A 16,976-nucleotide genomic window follows, 5' to 3' on the forward strand; every position below is an offset into this window, starting at 1 on the left:
AGCCCCAGTCGAAGCGAAAGATAGTCTTTCCGCTGCTTGGGTCCAGCCCCATCACTGCAAATTGCGTGAAAGGCCCGGATTCCGCTTAGGCAACGGCATGGGCGATGGCGCATTGTTTCCACAACGCCCCCAAAGCGGCAACGAGATAGTCGATGTCTGCGTCAGAATGCAGCGGCGACGGGGTGAACCGCAGCCGCTCCGTCCCCTTTGGCACGGTGGGATAGTTGATCGGCTGCACATAGATATCCCATTCGCGCATCAGATAGTCGGCCAGCATCCGTGTCTTGACCGGGTCCTTGATCAGCACCGGCACGATATGGCTTTCGTTGCGCATATGCGGGATGCCCGCCCGGTCCAGCGCCGCCCGCAGCCGCGCTACCTGACGCCGTTGGCCGGCCCGCTCCATCTCGCTCTCCTTGAGGTGCGCGATCGACACCCGGGCCGCCGCGGCCACCGCCGGCGGCAGCGCCGTCGTAAAGATGAAACCCGAGGCAAAGGACCGGATGAAATCGCAGAGCGCAGCGGAGCCGGTGATATAGCCGCCGACCACGCCAAAGGCCTTGCCCAGCGTCCCTTCGATCAGGGTGATCCTGTCGGCAACGCCTTCCCGCTCGGACACGCCCCCGCCGCGCGGGCCGTACATCCCCACGGCGTGCACCTCGTCGAGATAGGTCATCGCCCCGTATTTCTCGGCCACATCGACGATGGCGCGAATCGGGGCCACGTCGCCATCCATCGAATAGACGCTCTCGAAGGCGACGATCTTGGGCACATCGGCGGGCAATGCCGCCAGCTTCGCCTCCAGATCGGCCACGTCGTTGTGCTTCCAGATCACCTTGGTGGCACGGCTGTGCCGGATGCCTTCGATCATCGAAGCATGGTTGCCCGCGTCCGACAGGATCACGCAATCCTTGATCCGGCTGCCCAGAGTGCTGAGCGCCGCCCAGTTGGACACGTAGCCGGAGGTGAACAGGAGGGCCGCCTCCTTGCCATGCAGGTCCGCCAACTCCCGCTCGAGGAGCAGGTGGTCATGGTTGGTGCCCGAGATATTGCGCGTGCCGCCCGCCCCGGTGCCGGTCCGCTCGACCGCCTCGCACATGGCGGCGATCACCTTGGGGTGCTGGCCCATCCCGAGGTAGTCGTTCGAGCACCAGACGGTGACGTCGCGAACCCCGTCGGTCCCGTGATTGGCCGCCTTGGGAAATTTGCCGCAAGAGCGCTCCAGCTCGGCGAAATAGCGATAGTTGCCGTCTGCCTTCAGGCCGTCGAGCTGTTCGTTGAAAAGGGCATCGAAATTCATGTCAGTGTCTTTCTTCTTGAGGCAGGTTTTTGGGCGCAGGCAACATCCAGCGCCAGAGTTTCGCGTCAGGCAAGGGAACGACCATCAACCAATGTTCCAACAAGGCCAGCGCGGTCAGGGCCGTGAGCAATGCAAATTCGATCTGCCCGGCGGCGGTATCGGCGGCGACGAGGCGCTCGACAAAGCAGGCCACCGACAGGCTGAGCAACGTGATCGAGATCGGGAAGGCCACCGTGATCGGACCGCGGCGGAAGTAGCTCTTGAGATGGCTCAAGCGGATCGGAACGAACTCCAGATTGATCCGCGGCACGCCGAGAAACAGGTTCAGCTTGGCGGAGATTCGGGCGGCAAACAGAATCAGATAGGTCCAGAGCGCGACCTGATTGGCGCCGCCGGAGGTCGCCAACACCACGCCGAGAAGCCCCAGAAGCAACGCGACCTCATGGTGCCAGACGGTATTCCAGGCCCGGACGAAACGTCGCCACCCCGACAGGCCGGCAGGACAGTCGCGGGTTTCGGAGCCCACGACGATGCCCGTCAGGAAGGCCATCTCGATCCAGCCCCAAATCGCCAGCGCCCCGAGAAATCCGGCATAGACGCCCCACAGTCCGGCCTCGCCCAGCGAGGTAATGATCCCCGCCACGCCAAGAGCCAACAACGGCACACCGCCCAAGAGCACCATGCCGTGGGCAGGCCCGCCCAACCGATCCGCCCAGCGCACCGCCAGCAGGATCGCGCCGGTGGCAAACCACCAGACAAAGATCGCCGCCACGACAGGGAGCAGGGTTTGGGTCATCTGGCGAATGTGTCCTTTGCTTCTTTGGGTCGAAAATATCCCGGGGGGAGGCGCAGCCGGGGGGGCAGAGCCCCCCTACGCGTCGGGTCTAGTAGACGGGCTCCATCCGGGGATTGTCCGGCACTTCGCTGGAGATCGCCGGGATCGTCAGCAACGATGCAAACGCCAGCGCCGCGCGGGCAGAGCCGCCCATACGGGTCAACCAGCCCCCCACACCTCCGGCTTTGCGACCCTTGGCGATGGCCACGTTCGCGGCCTCCATCCGGTTCAGGTTCTTGACCCAGCGCGGGTGGTCGATATCCAGCATCATCGGAAACACTTGACAGCTGATGTCGGAGGTCTTGCGGAACACTTCCTGCGCATACCACTTGGGATCGACGCCCAGCGCCTCGTGGAACGCGGGCCGCTGGTGATCGCGCACCCACATGGTCGAGAACACGGCCGTCAGAAAGAACTTGATCCACAGCTTGTTGGCAAAGCTCGTCGTCAGCTTGGGATCGGTCTTGAGCAGCAGCGCAAAGGCTTCACCGTGGCTGAACTCGTCGTTGCACCATTCCTTGAACCACTTGAAGATCGGGTGGAACCGCATCTCGGGATGCTGCTCCAGATGCCGGTAGATGGTGATATACCGCGCATAGCCGATCTTTTCCGACAGGTAGGTGGCGTAGTAGATGAACTTGGGCCGGAAATAGGTATATTTCTTGGCCTGCGTCAGAAACCCGAGGTTCACCGCGATCCCCGCTTCGCGCAGTGCATCGTTGATAAAGCCCGCATGCCGCGCCTCATCCCGCGCCATCAGTTGAAACAGCGTCGTGATATCCTCATTCGAGCCGCGCCGCTTCATCTCCTTGTACAGAACGCAGCCCGAGAATTCGGCGGTGCAGGACGAGATCAGAAAGTCGATGAACTCGGCCTTGAGCTTCGGCTCCATGCCGTCCCAGTCGACGGTGTCCCAGTCTTCGTTCTTTTTGAAGTGCCCCTTGTTAGGGTCGGCCTTCATCTGGGCGATCAGCACGTCCCATTCGGCGCGGACGGGTGTCACGTCGATGGCGTCCATCTCGTCGAAATCGGTGGTGTAGAACCGCGGCGTCAGCAGCGTGTTCTGCATCGCCACATTGGTGGCCTCTTCGTTGGTCAGCGGCGGCAGCGCCTCCTGCCGCGCAATCGCCTCTTCGGCGGTCGCGGCGGTCGAGGAATGCAGCGCTTCGTTGTCGCGGGAATGGGCGTTCATGACATCACCTCTTCGGAGAATGAGAACTCGCAGAGTTCCATGAATTCGAAATCGCCCGTGGCGCGAGTCCACATACGCTCCAGCCGGGAGGCGCGGGTGATCGTCGCGAGCCGCTTTTCCTCGACCAGTTCGCCGTAGGGCGCCATGATTTCCGGCCCCTGGACCTGCACGGTGTCGCCCGGATAGACCACGGCCCCGTTGTCGAACCGCACATGCGCCGACAGCTCCTCAAAACGGTGGCTCACCGTGACGGTGCAGGGCGCCGTCTCTGTTTCTCTGAATACCAGTCCCATGTTCGTTCCCTTTCGGTTCAAGCGGCTGGATGGCTGGTCCGCCGCGGTGTCATTCGGATCTTCAGTTCAAGAGATTGCCAAAGGCGGCGACGTTGTCCGCCCCGTAGCCGATCAGTTCGACCGTCAGCCCGGAGCTGTCGTCGATAATCGAGATGTTGCCGTTGCCCCGCCGTGCAATCCGCACCGGCGCGTCCGGAGCGAGCCCCAGCGTGTGCCGCTCGCGCTTGATCACCATGCCGACGACCCCGATGAACCCGGATTTCTCGTCCGATGAGGCGGCGATCACCGTCCCCGTGGTATCGGTGACCACATAGGCCCCGTTTCGATCTCCTAGGAGCACAACGGACCGCTCTTGCACGATCGGCGCTTCTGCGAGCACACCGACCTTCGGCATTCCCGACAGTTGCGCATAGCCGACGAGCCCGACCGCCCCGAGCATCAGCGCGAACATGGCGTAGACCAGCGGCCGTGGCACCATCTCTTCGGCTGCGTGCTTCATCGGGATGCCTTGATTGAAGGTTGGCATGGCGGTGCCTCCTATTCTGCTGCGACGGCGGTGCCGCCCGTGGTGTCTGCATCCAGACGCTCGACCTTGGGTTCCGCGACCCGCGTCTCTGCGGCCTCGGCAAAGATCCGGGCGACATTGGCGGCGTCCGGGATGCAGCGCAGAGCTGGCTGGGTATGCGCCATCCGCCACGGCCGGATGTGCGGCCATGTCATGGCATAGCTGAGCCGGACGTCACCGATCAGCTCGAACGCCAAGGTGCCGGTGCCGCCCTTGCGCAGATCCAGCTGAGCGTTGCCGATCTGGGTGTAGGGCAGGTTCAGCGTCATGGTCAGCGCCGCCCCGATCCGCATCGCCACCCTCTTGTTCGTGAGCGTATAGACGGCCGACCGCGCCTGAATCGTCGCCAGCCCGTAGATCATCCCGCAAGACACCAGCCCGATCACCACGAAGGGGATCGCATGGCCCAGCGCCACCGACAGTGGAAACTGCGTCGACGACACGCCGACCCGCCAGATGATCAGCAGCACGAAGTATCCGGCGATCCAGTGCAGCCCCATCGCTTCGCGTGCCAGACGACCGGGCAGCGGGCTTCCCTGCCAGAGAATGTGCTCTCCCTCGGGCAACCGCTCTGGCAGGCCGCGAATGGGTTCAACTTTGAAATCGTCATGGCTCATGGCAGGTTCCCTTGTCGTCTCGTTTCGCGCGTCCCCGGCTGGCTGAGCCGGGGACGACAGTCGGCGGATTTACAGTTGCGGGCCGGTCCGCTCCGGCGTGGCATAGAGCGTGCCGCCGGCGAAGTAGGCCATGATCTTTTCCTCTTCGAGGAGCGTGATCTCGTCGGCCTTTCTGGTCGTCGGAATGTCCGCGAAGTTGTGGCTGTAGAGCGAGCGCACGGTCACTCTGTCAGACCCGATCCGGCACATGTTGATCGGGATCAGCCGGGTCTGGCCGGTGCCTTCGGGGTTCATGTCCATCGACAGGAAGCGCACCATGCTTTCCGGCACATCGACCCACATGTCGGTGATCCGGCCCATGACCTCGCCGTCTCCGGCCACCACGGCCTTGCCGCGCGGATCGCGCCCGGCAGAGTGCCTGAAATCGGGCAGCGTCGACATCGGTCGGATCTTGGCATGGCCATGCCCGTCGAGTTCCGGCACGTCGCGCCGCGGCGCCCAAGCCGCCGGGCCAACACCGTCGACCATCGGATTGCCGGTGGGCACATAGGGTGCGCCGTTCGAGACCGAGGTTCGCGCCAGCGCCAGATCGGCCCTGTCGCCGCGCTGCCCCGAGGGTACCGTCAGCTCGCCCCGCCCATGCGGCAGGGTGAACGTCTTGTCCCCCGGCACAGGGAACGGCCCCTGATTGGCAGAGGCGTCGCCGTCGTCGTCGACCAGCGGATAGCCTTCGCGCATGTTCTCGGTTTGCAGGTAGTAGACCAGCCCGGCGAAGAAAATCCAGAACATCCAGATTGCTGCGCTCGCCAGATCAAAATCCCCGAAGAATGTGTTGCCGACCATGACTATTGTCCTCCTTTGGTCAGGTCGGGAATTCGGTCAGCTCGAGCTTGACCGATTCCCGCGTCGTCAATGCCGTGGTCCGCACGAGCGGCCCAAGGGCGATGAGGGTGATGAACAGAAGGCCGATCTCGGTGTGGTAGACGACCGAGTAGCCGGTGGCAGGCGTGGCGAGCGCCTCTCCGAGCATGCCGTTCCCTGCGGCATGATTGACGAGGTCACGCACGGTGCCCCCGATGAAGATCGATATGCCGGCGCCGGTGGCCTGCGCGGCCCCCCAGACGCCCAGCGCGAGCCCGCGCCCCGCCGCACCGCTGACCGGGACGGTCATCGCGGCGGTGAGAGTGGAGACCGCAAACAGGCCGGAGCCGAGCCCGATGAGCCCGGCCCCTGCAAAGAACAGCACGGGCGAATTGAGCGGCGAGGAAAAGATCACCGCCGCGAAGGCCACGATCCCGAACAGGATGCCGCGCCCGCACAGCCGGTAGGGATCATGCCCCTTGCTCAACCACCGCGCGGCCAGTGCCAGACCGATCAGTGCCCCGCCTGCCCACATCGCCGTCAGCAAGGTGGTGGCCGAGACCGACAGCCCGAGAATCTCGCCGCCGTAGGGTTCGAGCAGCACGTCCTGCATGTTGAACGCCAGCGTTCCGAGGAACACCACCGTCACCAACCGCACGACGTCGTTCTCACGCGAGAAATCCGCCCATGCGGTGAAGAAGACCGGCTTTGGCGCGGTCCGCTCCGCCTTGCTCATCGGCGAGAGCTTTTCCTGCTTCCACAGGGCGATCACGTTCAGGAGCAGGGTCACGACCGCCGCCCCCTGCACCACCTGCACCAGCCGCAGCGCCGAGTAATCGCTCAGCAGCGTCCCGATGATCAGCGCGGAGAACGCCATCCCCAGGAGATACATCACGTAGAGCAGCGACACGACCTTGGTCCGGGTGTCGTCCGAGGCCCGATCCGCCGCCAGCGCGAGGCCCGCGGTCTGCGTCATGTGCATCCCGAGCCCGGTCAGCAGGAACGCCACCGCAGCGGCCACCTGTCCGATCCCCGTAGCGTCGATGGCGCTGTCACCGGCCAGCACCAGAAGCGCCATCGGCATGATCGCCAGACCGCCGAATTGCCACATGGTGCCGAACCAAAGGTAGGGCACCCGCTTCCACCCGATGGCGGAGCGGTAGTTGTCGGACTGAAATCCGAGGATCGCCCGGAACGGGGCGATCAGCACCGGGATCGCGATCATCCCGGCCACGATGCTCGCCTGAACCGAAAGCTCGACGATCATCACCCGGTTGAGCGTGCCAAGCAGCATGACCCCGGCCATGCCCACGCTGATCTGGAACAGCGCCAGCCGCAGCAATTGCTTGAGCGGCAGCCCCTCGCTCGCCGCATCGGCAAAGGGCAGCGCCTTCGACGTCAGGGTCTTGAGCAGATTGGCGCGAAAGATCATGGCCTTTGGCTTTCGAAAGTGAACGCGTTCGAGATGTAGAAGCCCGAGTTGACCCGGCCGACATCGGCCAGATGCCCGGCGAGGCCGGTGTCATGAATCGCCCGCTGCACATCCTTGGAGGCATGCGGGATCATGACCGGCGACCGATCCTTGCGCGGGAACAGCTTGCCGATGCGGAACATCGCCATCAGCAGCGGCGTGCGCGGGGCGAGTGTGAACACGAACTTCCCGGACAGACGCGGGGTCATCCGCCCCATGATCTGCGCCAGATCATTCGAGGTGTAATAGATCATCGAATCCATCGCGAGCGCATGGTCGAACTGGCCCAGCGCCGGGTCGGTCATATCGCCCGAGCGCCAGTCGATCCTGCCGGCCAGCCCCTCCGGCATGCGCTTCTGCGCGATCTCGACCAGCGCGGGCGAGATGTCGATGGCCAGCACATCCGCGCCACGGGCCGCCAGCTCCACCGCCATCGCCCCCGTGCCGCAACCGGCATCCAGAATGCGCAGACCGGTCAGATCGGCGGGCACCTGATCGAGCATCAGAGCCCGCATCTTGTCCCGGCCGGCACGCACCGTGGCCCGCACCCCCGACACCGGGGCGTCAGAGGTCAGACGCTCCCAGACGGTGGTGGCCGAGCGGTCGAAGTAATCCTCGACCCGGGTCAAAGTGGTGGCATAGGCGGACATTTCAGCGCCTCCTATCGAGGCGCTGCGTGCGCGACAGGCGGTTGCCTGCAAACGCCGAAAGCGGCACCCGGTTGGATTGTGCGGAACGCTTGATCATCAATCAAACCCCAGAAGTTCAAAGATATCGCGGTCGGGCAACGGCGCAGGCGCCAGCGGCTCGGTGCCGTTCCAGAGCGTCTCCGCGAGGCGGATGTATTCCTTGCGGACCTGCACCACCTCCTCGTCGTCGGGCATCTCGAAGAGGGTCTTCTTCTTGAGGCGCGAGCGGCGAATGGCATCCAGATCGGGCATATGGGCGATCCGGTTGAAACCGACGGTGGCGCAATAGCGGTCGACCTCGTCGGTGGCCTTGCTGCGATTGGCGACGCAACCCGCAAGGCGGACCTTGTAGTTGCTCGACTTGGCCTGCACGGCGGCGATGATCCGGTTCATCGCATAGATGCTGTCGAAATCGTTGGCGGTGACGATCAGCGCCCGGTCGGCATGCTGCAACGGGGCGGCAAAGCCTCCGCAAACCACGTCACCCAACACGTCGAAGATGACCACATCGGTGTCTTCCAGCAGATGATGCTGCTTGAGCAGCTTGACCGTCTGTCCGACGACATAGCCGCCGCAACCCGTGCCCGCAGGGGGGCCGCCCGCCTCGACACATTTTACTCCGTTGAACCCGTCAAAGATGAAATCCTCCGGGCGCAATTCCTCGGCATGGAAATCCACCTCCTTGAGAATGTCGATCACCGTCGGCACAAGGCTGCCTGTCAGGGTAAAGGTGCTGTCGTGCTTGGGATCGCAACCGATCTGCAGCACGCGCTTGCCCAGCATCGAAAACGCTGCCGAAAGGTTCGACGAGGTCGTCGACTTGCCGATGCCACCCTTGCCATAGACGGCAAAGACCTTGGCCCCGTCGATCTTCATGCTGTCGTCCTGATGGACCTGCACAGAGCCTTCGCCATCCTGGCCGCGCAGGTTCGGTATCTCGTCTCTGGGGCTCATGAGAGCCTCCTTTCCATCGGGGAGCGATCCCCATCTTCTTTGGGTCCAAAATATCCCGGGGTCCGGGGCAGCGCCCCGGTCCGCAGGTCGAATTGATCCAGAGGTCCGGTCATTCTGCGGCCACCCCTTCCATGCGGTCCTCGATCGCGTCGGCAGCATCCTGCAGCGCCGCCAGCATCTCCGGGTTCGGGCTCCAATAGGCGCGGTCCGACGCCTCCAGAAGGCGATTGGCCATCCGCATCGACGCCTGAGGGTTCAGCCGGGCCAGACGCTCGCGCAATTCGGCATCGAGAACGAATGTCTCCGACAGGCGCTGATAGACCCAGGGTTCCACTTCGCCCGTGGTCGCCGACCAGCCCATCGTGTTGGTGATATGCGCCTCGATCTGGCGCACGCCTTCGTGGCCATGCTTGAGCAGGCTCTCGTAGAATTTCGGGTTCAGGCTGCGCGCACGGGTCTCCAGCGCCACCTGCGCCTGAAGCGTCCGCACCTTGGCCGCCCCGCGGGTCTGGTCCCCGATGTAGACCGGCGCGCTGACGCCACCCTTGGCCCGCTTCACCGCCCGGGCGATCCCACCGAGCGTGTCGAAGTAGTGGTCGACCGTGGTCACGCCCAACTCGATCGACTCGAGGTTCTGATAGGCCAGGTCCACGTCCCGCAACGTGCTTTGCAGCAGGTCCGCATTCGAGGCGGCCTTGCCGTTCACCCCGTAGGCAAAGCTCTTGCGCGCCTGATAGGCATCGGCCAGCTCGTCCTCGTCCCCGAAGGCGGAACTGTCGACCAAGGAATTCACGTTCGACCCGTAGGCCCCTTCGGCATTCGAGAACACCCGCAGTGCCGCGGTTTCCATGTCGCAGCCCGTCTTGGCCGCATAGGCCATCGCGTGGGCGCGGATGTAATTCATCTCGGCGGGCTCGTCGGCCATCGCACATTTAAGCGCGGCTTCCGCCAGCATACGGGTTTGCAGCGGCAACAGATCGCGGAAGATCCCAGACAAGGTCATGACCACGTCGATCCGGGCGCGGCCCAACTCGGCCAGCGGCACCAGATCGGCCCCGCAAAGCCTGCCATAGCCGTCAAAGCGCGGCTTGGCCCCCATCAGCGTCAGCGCCTGCGCAATCGGGACGCCGTCCGATTTGATGTTGTCAGACCCCCAGAGCACCAGCGCCACGGTCCGCGGCATCTCCTTTGGCGTGTCGATCAACAGTTGCGCCTGCGCCGCACCGTCGCGCATCGCATAGGCCGTCGGCATACGGAACGGATCGAAGGCATGGATGTTGCGCCCGGTCGGCAGGATATTCGGGCTGCGGATCAGATCGCCGCCCGGCACCGGCGCGATGTAATGCGCGGACAAGGCCCGCATCAGCGCCGGCAGTTCGTGATCCTCGGACAGCATCGCATCGGCCCGCTCCAGCGCCTTGGCATCGTCCTGCGGCATCAACCCGACCATCTCGGCCCGAACCTCGGCCGACATCGAGGTGCCCACGACATGCAACCCGTCCGGGATCAATGCCCCTTCCGTTTCCTGAAGTTGAAGCCAGAGCGTCGAGAGATCGGAGGAGTCCAGATCGACAGCCGCAGCCTGATCGCGGATCAGTTGTTCCATCTCGGGCCGCCCGGCGTCGTCCTGCCGCATGCTGCGCCAGCGGGTCAGAGTGTCCCTGAGCTCCAGAAGCCCCTTGTATAGCCCGGCCGAGGCGAGCGGCGGCGTCAGATGCGACACCATCACCGCGCCGGAACGCCGCTTGGCAAGGCTCGCCTCCGACGGATTGTTCGCCGCATAAAGATAAACGTTCGGAAGCTCACCGATCAGCCGGTCCGGCCAATCATTCGCCCCAAGCCCGTTCTGCTTGCCCGGCATGAATTCCAGCGCGCCGTGCATCCCGAAATGCAACACCACATCGGCGCGAAAGCTGTCCCGTATCCATTGGTAGAACTGGACGAAAGCGTGCGTCGGCGCAAAGCCCCGCTCGAAGAGCAGCCGCATCGGGTCGCCCTCATAGCCGAAGGTCGGCTGCACGCCGACAAAGACATTTCCGAACTGATGGCCGAGGATGAACACCCCGCGCCCGTCCGATTGCACCTTGCCCGGTGCAGGGCCCCATACCGCCTCGATCTCCTTCAGTGAAACGCTGGTGCGCACGATGGTATCGGCATCCACATGGGCGGCCACGTTGGCCTCTTGGCCGAACTGCCGGGCATTGCCGTCGAGGATCGCGTGGCGCAGATCGTCAACGCTTGCCGGCACGTCGAGCGTATAGCCCTCGGCCTTCATCCGGGTCAGCGTGTTGAACAGGCTCTCGAACACGCTGAGATAGGCGGCGGTGCCGACGGCGCCCGCATTCGGCGGAAAGCCGAACAGGACCACGCCGACCTTCTTGTCGGCATTGCGCTTGCGACGCAGGGTCGCCGTGCGCAGGGTCTTTTCGGCAAGGCTCTCGATCCGCTCGTGGCAGGGGGCCATCGTCTTGCTGGCGGCCATGTTCTGGCACATCCGCGCACACCCCTGACAGCCCTCGGCCCCGTGCCGTCCGGCATAGACCGTGGGGCAGGTCGCCCCGTCAATCTCGGGCAGGGCAACGAGCATGGTCGTCTCGATCGGGCCGAGGCCCTGTGGGTCGGCGGCCCACTGACCGAGCGTCTGAAACTCCAGCGGCTGAGCCGCGATATACGGCACATCGAGCTTCTTGAGCAAAGCGACGGCAGCGTCGCTGTCGTTATAGGCGGGGCCGCCGATCAGCGAGAACCCGGTGAGCGAGACCATCGCATCGACCTGGCCCATGAAGAAGGCTTCGATGGCGGGCTGACCATTCAGGCCGCCCGCAAAAGCCGGGATGACGCGCATTCCCTTTGCCTCGAATGCCGCGATGACGGCATCGTAATGAGCGGTATCGCCGGACAGGATATAGGACCGAAGCATCAACAACCCGATGGTCGCCACCGGCTGCGCAGGGCGCGGCAGGGCAGCGGCATCGGTGGTGATATGATGGCCGGGCAGCTTGGGGTGGTAGACCCCCACTTCGGGGTATTCGACGGGGGCCTCGACCTTTACGCCCTGAAACTCGGGCCGGCTGGAATAGCGGCCGATCAGAAAGCGGAGCATCTGCTCCATGTTCTCGTCCGAGCCGCCAAGCCAGTATTGCATGGTCAGGAACCATGCACGCAGGTCTTGCGACTTGCCCGGGATCAGTCGCAGGATCTTGGGCAGGCGGCGCAGGGTCTTCATCTGCTTGGCCCCGGAACTGGCCGAAGGCTTGCCCGATCCACGCAGGGATTTGAGCACTTTCATCGCCGCCGACTGCGGCTTGGCCATGTCCAGATCGCCCATCTTGGTCAGCTTGACGATGGCTGTGTCGGCGATCACGCCGACCAGCGCATCACAGTGATCGCGGCGCACGGTCAAGGCCGGAACGATGGCGTTCAGATGCTCTTCCAGAAAGAGCAGGTTCGCCACGATCAGGTCGCCATTGGACACTGCCGTCTGAGCCTCGGCGAGAGCGGTCGGGTTCTCGCCCCATTCGCCGGCCGCACAGACCTGCACCTGCAGACCGGGGAAATCGCGGGCCAGGCTCTGGCCGACACGCTCCACCGGTCCGGCCGCGTGGCTGTCGAGCGTGAGGATCACCACGCGGTAGGGCTTTGGGATCACCTCATCGCGCATAGTGGGCCTTTGCCTCATACAGCGTCTCGACGCTGATCTGGTTGATGCCCTTCTCGATAGCGAAGGTCTCGGTATTGCGGCGCGCCTTGCCGCGCACAAAGAACGGGATCTTCTTCAGTTCGCGTTCGGCATCCGACAGCCAGACGACGTTCTCGTCCGTCACCGCGTCTGGCAAAGGCACTCCGTTGTCCTTCATCTTGGCGGGCAAACTCCCGCCGGAGGCATCCGCACTATCCACCCGCGCCTGCGCCTTGGCACCATGGTGCGAGGGGCCGGCTGCGTCGTGGAACTCGAAATCCTCGCGGAACATCGCCAAGAGGTGCTCTTCCAACCCCATCACGAGGGGATGGATCAAGGTGTCGAACAACACGTTCGCGCCCTCGAATCCCATGACCGGCGAATAGCGGGCCGGGAAATCCTGAACGTGCACCGGGGCCGAGATCACGGCGCAGGGAATACCCAGACGCTTGCCGATGTGCCGCTCCATCTGAGTGCCGAGGATCATCTCGGGTGCGGCCGCCTCGATCGCAGCCTCGACTTCGAGGTAGTCGTCGGTGATCAGCGGCGCGACGCCGTAGTCCTTGGCCATGGCCCGCAGGGGCCTCGCCATTTCGCGATTGTAGCAGCCCATGCCGACAACCTCGAAACCCATCTCGTCACGCGCCACGCGGGCCATCGCCATCACGTGACTGCCGTCCCCGAACAGGAACACCCGCTTGCCGGTGAGGTAGGTGCTGTCCACCGACGATGACCACCACGGCAGCCTAAGGCGGCTTTCGTCACGGGCGACCGGTTTGCCCGAAAGGCGCGCAATTTCCGCGATGAAGTCGCGGGTGCCGCCGACGCCGATGGGCAGGACGCTGGTATAGGACTGGTCGTGGGTCTTCTCCAGCCAGCGGGCTGCCGCCTCGCCGGTTTCCGGATAGAGCAACACGTTGAAATGGGCCGCCGGCAACCGTGCAATATCGGCGGGCGTGGCGTTCAGGGGTGCGACCACATTGACCTGCACTCCGAGCTCGGACAGCAGGCCGGTGATCTCTTCGACATTGTCGCGCGCCCGGAAGCCGAGCGCCGTAGGCCCGAGAATGTTGCAGCTTATGCGACTGGTCCGCTCTTGCGGCTGCGCGAGCGTGCGCACGATCTGAAACAGCGTCTCATCCGCGCCGAAGTTTTCCTTGCGCTGGTAGGACGGCAGTTCGAGCGGGATCACCGGAATGCCCAGATCCATCGTTTCGGCCATGCCGCCAGGGTCATCCTGGATCAACTCGGCCGTGCAGGAGGCTCCGACGATGATCGCTTGCGGATCGAACCGCTCGACCGCCTCCTTGCAGGCGGTCTTGAACAGGTTGGCCGTATCGGCCCCGAGATCCCGCGCCTGAAAGGTGGTGTAGCTGACCGGCGGGCGGTGATTGCGCCGCTCGATCATGGTGAACAGCAGGTCGGCATAGGTGTCGCCCTGCGGCGCGTGCAGCACATAGTGCAGGCCCTTCATCGCGGTGGCGACGCGCATGGCCCCGACATGGGGCGGGCCTTCGTATGTCCAGACGGTGAGCTTCATGTCGGGCAGCCGGGGGCGCTTTGCCCCCCGGACCCCCAAACCGTATTTGCGGCCAAAAGAAACATCATTCCGCGGCCTCCAGCTTCAGGAGTGATTTGCGCCGGAGCGGCCGCGAGAAGAGGCCCGCGAGGTCGCCGGCCTGTTCGTAGAAATGCACCGGTGTGAAGACCAATTCGATCGCCCATTTGGTCGCGAGCCCTTCGGCTTCGAGCGGGTTGGCGAGACCGAGGCCGCAGACGGTGAGATCCGCGCGGGCCGCGCGGGCCCGGTCCAGTTGCTTTTCCACGTCCTGCCCTTCGGAGATTTGCGGCCCGGCGGGCAGCAGGTCCAGATCGGGGCCGTGTATCGCGTCGTGGATGTAGGGGCTGCCCACTTCGATCGCGGTCATGCCGCATTCGCGGGTGAGGAAGCGGGCCAGCGGAATTTCAAGCTGGCTGTCGGGAAAGAAGAAGATAGACTTGCCGCGCAGATGCTCGGAGGCTTGTGCGATGGCTTTGCGGGCGCGGGCGCGGGGCGCGTCGGTGACGGCGGCGAAGACCTCTTCGGAGACGCCGAATTCGGTGGCGATGGCGTGCAGCCAAGCGGTGGTGCCCTCGTCGCCGAAGGGCATTGGTGCTGGCAGATGCCGGGCCCCGCGCCGTTCCAGTGCGGCGTGGGTTTCACCCAGAAACGGCTGCGCCAGTGCGAAGACCGTGTTTGGCCCGACACCCGTTTCGCCGTCGATCCGCTGGGCCGGAAGACAGGTGACGGTCTCGATGCCCATCGCTTTGAGCAGGCCCAGCATCTGATCTTCGACCACATCGGGCAGAGCGCCGACCACCAGTAGCTGCCTTGCGTCGGTCTCGGGCAGGACGGGGACCATGCAGGCGAGCGCCGCATCTTCGCCTTCGGTGAACGTCGTCTCGATCCCGGAGCCGGAGTAATTGAGAATCCGCACATGTGGCGCATGTTTGGCGCTGAGCCGTTCGGCGGCCTTGTGCAGGTCGATCTTGATCACCTCCGAGGGACAGGAGCCCACGAGGAACAGCTGCCGGATGTCCGGGCGGCGGGCGAGCAACTGCTCGACCACGCGGTCTATCTCGACCTGCGCGTCGGCCATGCCGGCCAGATCGGTCTCTTCGAGAATTGCCGTGCCGAATCGCGGCTCGGCAAAGATCATCACCCCTGCCGCCGATTGCAGCAGATGCGCACAAGTCCGCGAGCCGACCACCAGAAAGAACGCGTCCTGCATCTTGCGATGCAGCCAAATGATCCCGGTGAGGCCACAAAAGACTTCGCGCTGTCCGCGCTCCTTGAGCACCGGCGCCGTCCGGCAGCCGCCGTTTGCGGGCGCGAGCGGGGCATTCATGCTGCGGCCTCCATGTCGAGGCGTGCGGCGCGCAGCTTTAGCAGGAACTGGCCTGCATTGATGACGTAGGCCAGGTAGGCCGCCAGCGCCAGAAACATCAGCCCGCGTGGATCGAGCCCTCCCGTGAAGAGCGCAAGGATATAGGCGGTATGCAAAGCGATGACCGCAAAGCTGAACACATCTTCCCAAAAGAACGCCGGCGCGAAGAGGTATTGCCCGAAGACCACTTTTTCCCAGATCGCGCCTGTGACCATGATCAGGTAGAGCACCCCGGTCTTGATCACGATCGACAGGGTCGCGGCGGAATACCCATCCCCCGAGACCAGATAGCGCACGACCAGAGCCAGCGAGATCAGGAAGACGAGGAACTGAAACGGTGCCAGCAAACCTTGGACCAGTGTCCAGCGCGTGGCATCGCGGCGCGCCCGCTGATCCGCGGTGTAGAGCCTGCCGGAGCCGTCTGCGCCGTCGTGCTCCTTCTGTCCACCCATTGGCATGTCACGTTCCCTAGACCGGTTGTTAGTCCGAGACTATGGGTCCAAATGCCGATGTGTCAACTTTAAGTTACATGTTTGCGCGGCAGGCGCATCTGGTGACGCCACGACAGATTTACGCATGAAGTGCTTACTTTACAGCGTGTTGGTCAGATTTATCCCCGAGATCGGCAGATAATTGTCAAGCTATACTTACAGCAGACTAGCGCTTTCATCATATAGCCGGTTATAGTATGTCAGCCTTGGATGACAGCCATGAGGACTGTTCGATCACCGGGGGGGCCATCAGATGTCTGAAGGATCCAGAAATGCAGCGGAGCCCCGAATCGGGGATCAGTCGCATGTGGATCAGTCGTCTGAAGAGCGCCCGTATCAGGAGGCCGCGCTAAAGGCCTATTGCGCGGCGCATGATCTCGAACCGGAATGGCTGGCAAAACTGATCGTGGCCTGTCTGGCGGTGCCGGGCTCTACACATGTCGCGGTGGCGAAACAGATGCAGCAATCGGGGATCGATGCGGTCTCGATCGCAGAGCGTTACGTGCCCGCCGCAGCCCGCCTTCTTGGTGAACAATGGTGCTCGGATCAGTCTGATTTCGCCCGCGTGACGGTGGGCTGTTCTCGGCTTCACCGGGTGCTGCGCGACGTGGCGACCGCTTGGCGCGGCCCCGAGTTGACCGACCCGTCGGCGCAGTCCTTGCTCATTGTCGTGGAGAGCGGCACCTACCATACGCTCGGGGCGACCGTCCTGAGCGGTGCGCTTCGTCGCAGCGGATTTGCGGTCCGGCTGCTGGTGGGCGCCGAGCAGGCGGACCTCGAGGCGCACCTGCAGAATTCCGATTACGCAGCGGTGTTTATATCGGCTTCCGGGGTCGAAAGCCTTGAAACCGTGCGCCGTTTCGTGGATTTGATCCGCAATGTCGCGTCTTTGAAGCTGCCGGTGGTGATCGGCGGACCCATCACGAGGGCCGATGAAACAACAGCACATGAGATACTCGTTTTGACTGGGGCAGACTATTGCACGGACGATCCAAATGAGGCGCTCGACCTATGCGGCCTTGCGCAACACAAGAGGGCGGAGCCAATGACCGGCTCGACGCAGCGGGCCTGACAAGTGCGGGTGCTTTGTCACGGGACGGCC

At 63.9% G+C, this 16,976-nt stretch carries 15 protein-coding genes; 1 reads left to right on the forward strand and 14 read right to left on the reverse strand.

Annotation, left to right across the window (positions count from 1 at the left end; genetic code table 11):
• Positions 1-85 precede the first annotated feature (85 nt).
• From hemA to bchF, 14 genes are all read right to left on the reverse strand, one after another.
• Positions 86-1,300 carry a 5-aminolevulinate synthase gene (gene hemA, locus LOM8899_RS05795; RefSeq protein ID WP_093991141.1) on the reverse strand — a complete coding sequence of 405 codons (1,215 nt, stop codon included), beginning with the start codon at positions 1,298-1,300 and terminating at the stop codon, positions 86-88.
• Position 1,301: 1 nt separating this feature from the next.
• Entirely contained in the window at positions 1,302-2,096 is a 795-nt protein-coding gene (gene puhE / locus LOM8899_RS05800; RefSeq protein WP_093991142.1) for a putative photosynthetic complex assembly protein PuhE, read from the reverse strand.
• Between the two features lie 88 nt (positions 2,097-2,184).
• Positions 2,185-3,327 carry a magnesium-protoporphyrin IX monomethyl ester (oxidative) cyclase gene (acsF, locus tag LOM8899_RS05805; protein ID WP_093991143.1) on the reverse strand — a complete coding sequence of 381 codons (1,143 nt, stop codon included), beginning with the start codon at positions 3,325-3,327 and terminating at the stop codon, positions 2,185-2,187.
• Positions 3,324-3,620, reverse strand: a complete 297-nt coding sequence (locus tag LOM8899_RS05810) for an O2-dependent cyclase accessory protein (protein ID WP_093991144.1) — start codon at positions 3,618-3,620, stop codon at positions 3,324-3,326. The genes acsF and LOM8899_RS05810 overlap by 4 nt, the downstream gene beginning before the upstream one ends.
• 61 nt (positions 3,621-3,681) lie before the next feature.
• Positions 3,682-4,146, reverse strand: a complete 465-nt coding sequence (gene puhC, locus LOM8899_RS05815) for a photosynthetic complex assembly protein PuhC (RefSeq protein WP_245820444.1) — start codon at positions 4,144-4,146, stop codon at positions 3,682-3,684.
• A gap of 11 nt (positions 4,147-4,157) precedes the next feature.
• The gene (puhB, locus tag LOM8899_RS05820) at positions 4,158-4,802 is read right to left on the reverse strand and encodes a photosynthetic complex putative assembly protein PuhB (RefSeq protein ID WP_093991145.1); all 645 of its coding nucleotides are present in this window, start codon (positions 4,800-4,802) and stop codon (positions 4,158-4,160) included.
• A 69-nt stretch (positions 4,803-4,871) separates the two neighbouring features.
• Positions 4,872-5,645: a photosynthetic reaction center subunit H gene (gene puhA, locus LOM8899_RS05825; RefSeq protein ID WP_093991146.1), complete on the reverse strand. Its 774-nt coding sequence runs from the start codon at positions 5,643-5,645 to the stop codon at positions 4,872-4,874.
• A gap of 19 nt (positions 5,646-5,664) precedes the next feature.
• On the reverse strand, positions 5,665-7,095 hold the full coding sequence (locus LOM8899_RS05830; RefSeq protein ID WP_093991147.1) for a PucC family protein: 1,431 nt from the start codon (positions 7,093-7,095) through the stop codon (positions 5,665-5,667).
• The gene (bchM, locus tag LOM8899_RS05835) at positions 7,092-7,784 is read right to left on the reverse strand and encodes a magnesium protoporphyrin IX methyltransferase (RefSeq protein ID WP_093991148.1); all 693 of its coding nucleotides are present in this window, start codon (positions 7,782-7,784) and stop codon (positions 7,092-7,094) included. Before bchM ends, LOM8899_RS05830 begins: the two co-directional genes overlap by 4 nt.
• Before the next feature lie 96 nt (positions 7,785-7,880).
• Positions 7,881-8,777 carry a ferredoxin:protochlorophyllide reductase (ATP-dependent) iron-sulfur ATP-binding protein gene (gene bchL / locus LOM8899_RS05840; RefSeq protein ID WP_093991149.1) on the reverse strand — a complete coding sequence of 299 codons (897 nt, stop codon included), beginning with the start codon at positions 8,775-8,777 and terminating at the stop codon, positions 7,881-7,883.
• Positions 8,778-8,886: 109 nt separating this feature from the next.
• Complete coding sequence (locus LOM8899_RS05845) at positions 8,887-12,438, reverse strand: magnesium chelatase subunit H (protein ID WP_093991150.1); 3,552 nt, start codon at positions 12,436-12,438, stop codon at positions 8,887-8,889.
• Positions 12,428-13,996 (reverse strand): ferredoxin:protochlorophyllide reductase (ATP-dependent) subunit B, encoded by a 1,569-nt coding sequence (gene bchB / locus LOM8899_RS05850; RefSeq protein WP_093991450.1) that lies wholly within the window; start codon positions 13,994-13,996, stop codon positions 12,428-12,430. The genes LOM8899_RS05845 and bchB overlap by 11 nt, the downstream gene beginning before the upstream one ends.
• Positions 13,997-14,060: 64 nt before the next feature.
• A complete protein-coding gene (locus tag LOM8899_RS05855; protein ID WP_093991151.1) occupies positions 14,061-15,344 on the reverse strand; it encodes a ferredoxin:protochlorophyllide reductase (ATP-dependent) subunit N in 1,284 nt (427 codons plus the stop codon).
• Entirely contained in the window at positions 15,341-15,841 is a 501-nt protein-coding gene (gene bchF / locus LOM8899_RS05860) for a 2-vinyl bacteriochlorophyllide hydratase (RefSeq protein ID WP_245820445.1), read from the reverse strand. Before bchF ends, LOM8899_RS05855 begins: the two co-directional genes overlap by 4 nt.
• A gap of 340 nt (positions 15,842-16,181) precedes the next feature.
• Here bchF and LOM8899_RS05865 point away from each other — a divergent pair, with 340 nt between their 5' ends.
• On the forward strand, positions 16,182-16,946 hold the full coding sequence (locus LOM8899_RS05865) for a cobalamin B12-binding domain-containing protein (RefSeq protein WP_168770475.1): 765 nt from the start codon (positions 16,182-16,184) through the stop codon (positions 16,944-16,946).
• Positions 16,947-16,976: the final 30 nt, after the last annotated feature.

The organism is Flavimaricola marinus, from assembly GCF_900184895.1.
In the GTDB taxonomy this organism is placed as follows: domain Bacteria; phylum Pseudomonadota; class Alphaproteobacteria; order Rhodobacterales; family Rhodobacteraceae; genus Flavimaricola; species Flavimaricola marinus.

Coding starts and splice junctions, on each gene's coding strand:
- bchM (WP_093991148.1), bottom strand. CDS start 7,784: ATGTCCGCCTATGCCACCACTTTGACCCGGGTCGAGGATTACTTCGAC.
- puhC (WP_245820444.1), bottom strand. CDS start 4,146: ATGCCAACCTTCAATCAAGGCATCCCGATGAAGCACGCAGCCGAAGAG.
- puhE (WP_093991142.1), bottom strand. CDS start 2,096: ATGACCCAAACCCTGCTCCCTGTCGTGGCGGCGATCTTTGTCTGGTGG.
- bchL (WP_093991149.1), bottom strand. CDS start 8,777: ATGAGCCCCAGAGACGAGATACCGAACCTGCGCGGCCAGGATGGCGAA.
- LOM8899_RS05855 (WP_093991151.1), bottom strand. CDS start 15,344: ATGAATGCCCCGCTCGCGCCCGCAAACGGCGGCTGCCGGACGGCGCCG.
- LOM8899_RS05830 (WP_093991147.1), bottom strand. CDS start 7,095: ATGATCTTTCGCGCCAATCTGCTCAAGACCCTGACGTCGAAGGCGCTG.
- bchF (WP_245820445.1), bottom strand. CDS start 15,841: ATGCCAATGGGTGGACAGAAGGAGCACGACGGCGCAGACGGCTCCGGC.
- hemA (WP_093991141.1), bottom strand. CDS start 1,300: ATGAATTTCGATGCCCTTTTCAACGAACAGCTCGACGGCCTGAAGGCA.
- LOM8899_RS05845 (WP_093991150.1), bottom strand. CDS start 12,438: ATGCGCGATGAGGTGATCCCAAAGCCCTACCGCGTGGTGATCCTCACG.
- LOM8899_RS05810 (WP_093991144.1), bottom strand. CDS start 3,620: ATGGGACTGGTATTCAGAGAAACAGAGACGGCGCCCTGCACCGTCACG.
- bchB (WP_093991450.1), bottom strand. CDS start 13,996: ATGAAGCTCACCGTCTGGACATACGAAGGCCCGCCCCATGTCGGGGCC.
- puhA (WP_093991146.1), bottom strand. CDS start 5,645: ATGGTCGGCAACACATTCTTCGGGGATTTTGATCTGGCGAGCGCAGCA.
- acsF (WP_093991143.1), bottom strand. CDS start 3,327: ATGAACGCCCATTCCCGCGACAACGAAGCGCTGCATTCCTCGACCGCC.
- puhB (WP_093991145.1), bottom strand. CDS start 4,802: ATGAGCCATGACGATTTCAAAGTTGAACCCATTCGCGGCCTGCCAGAG.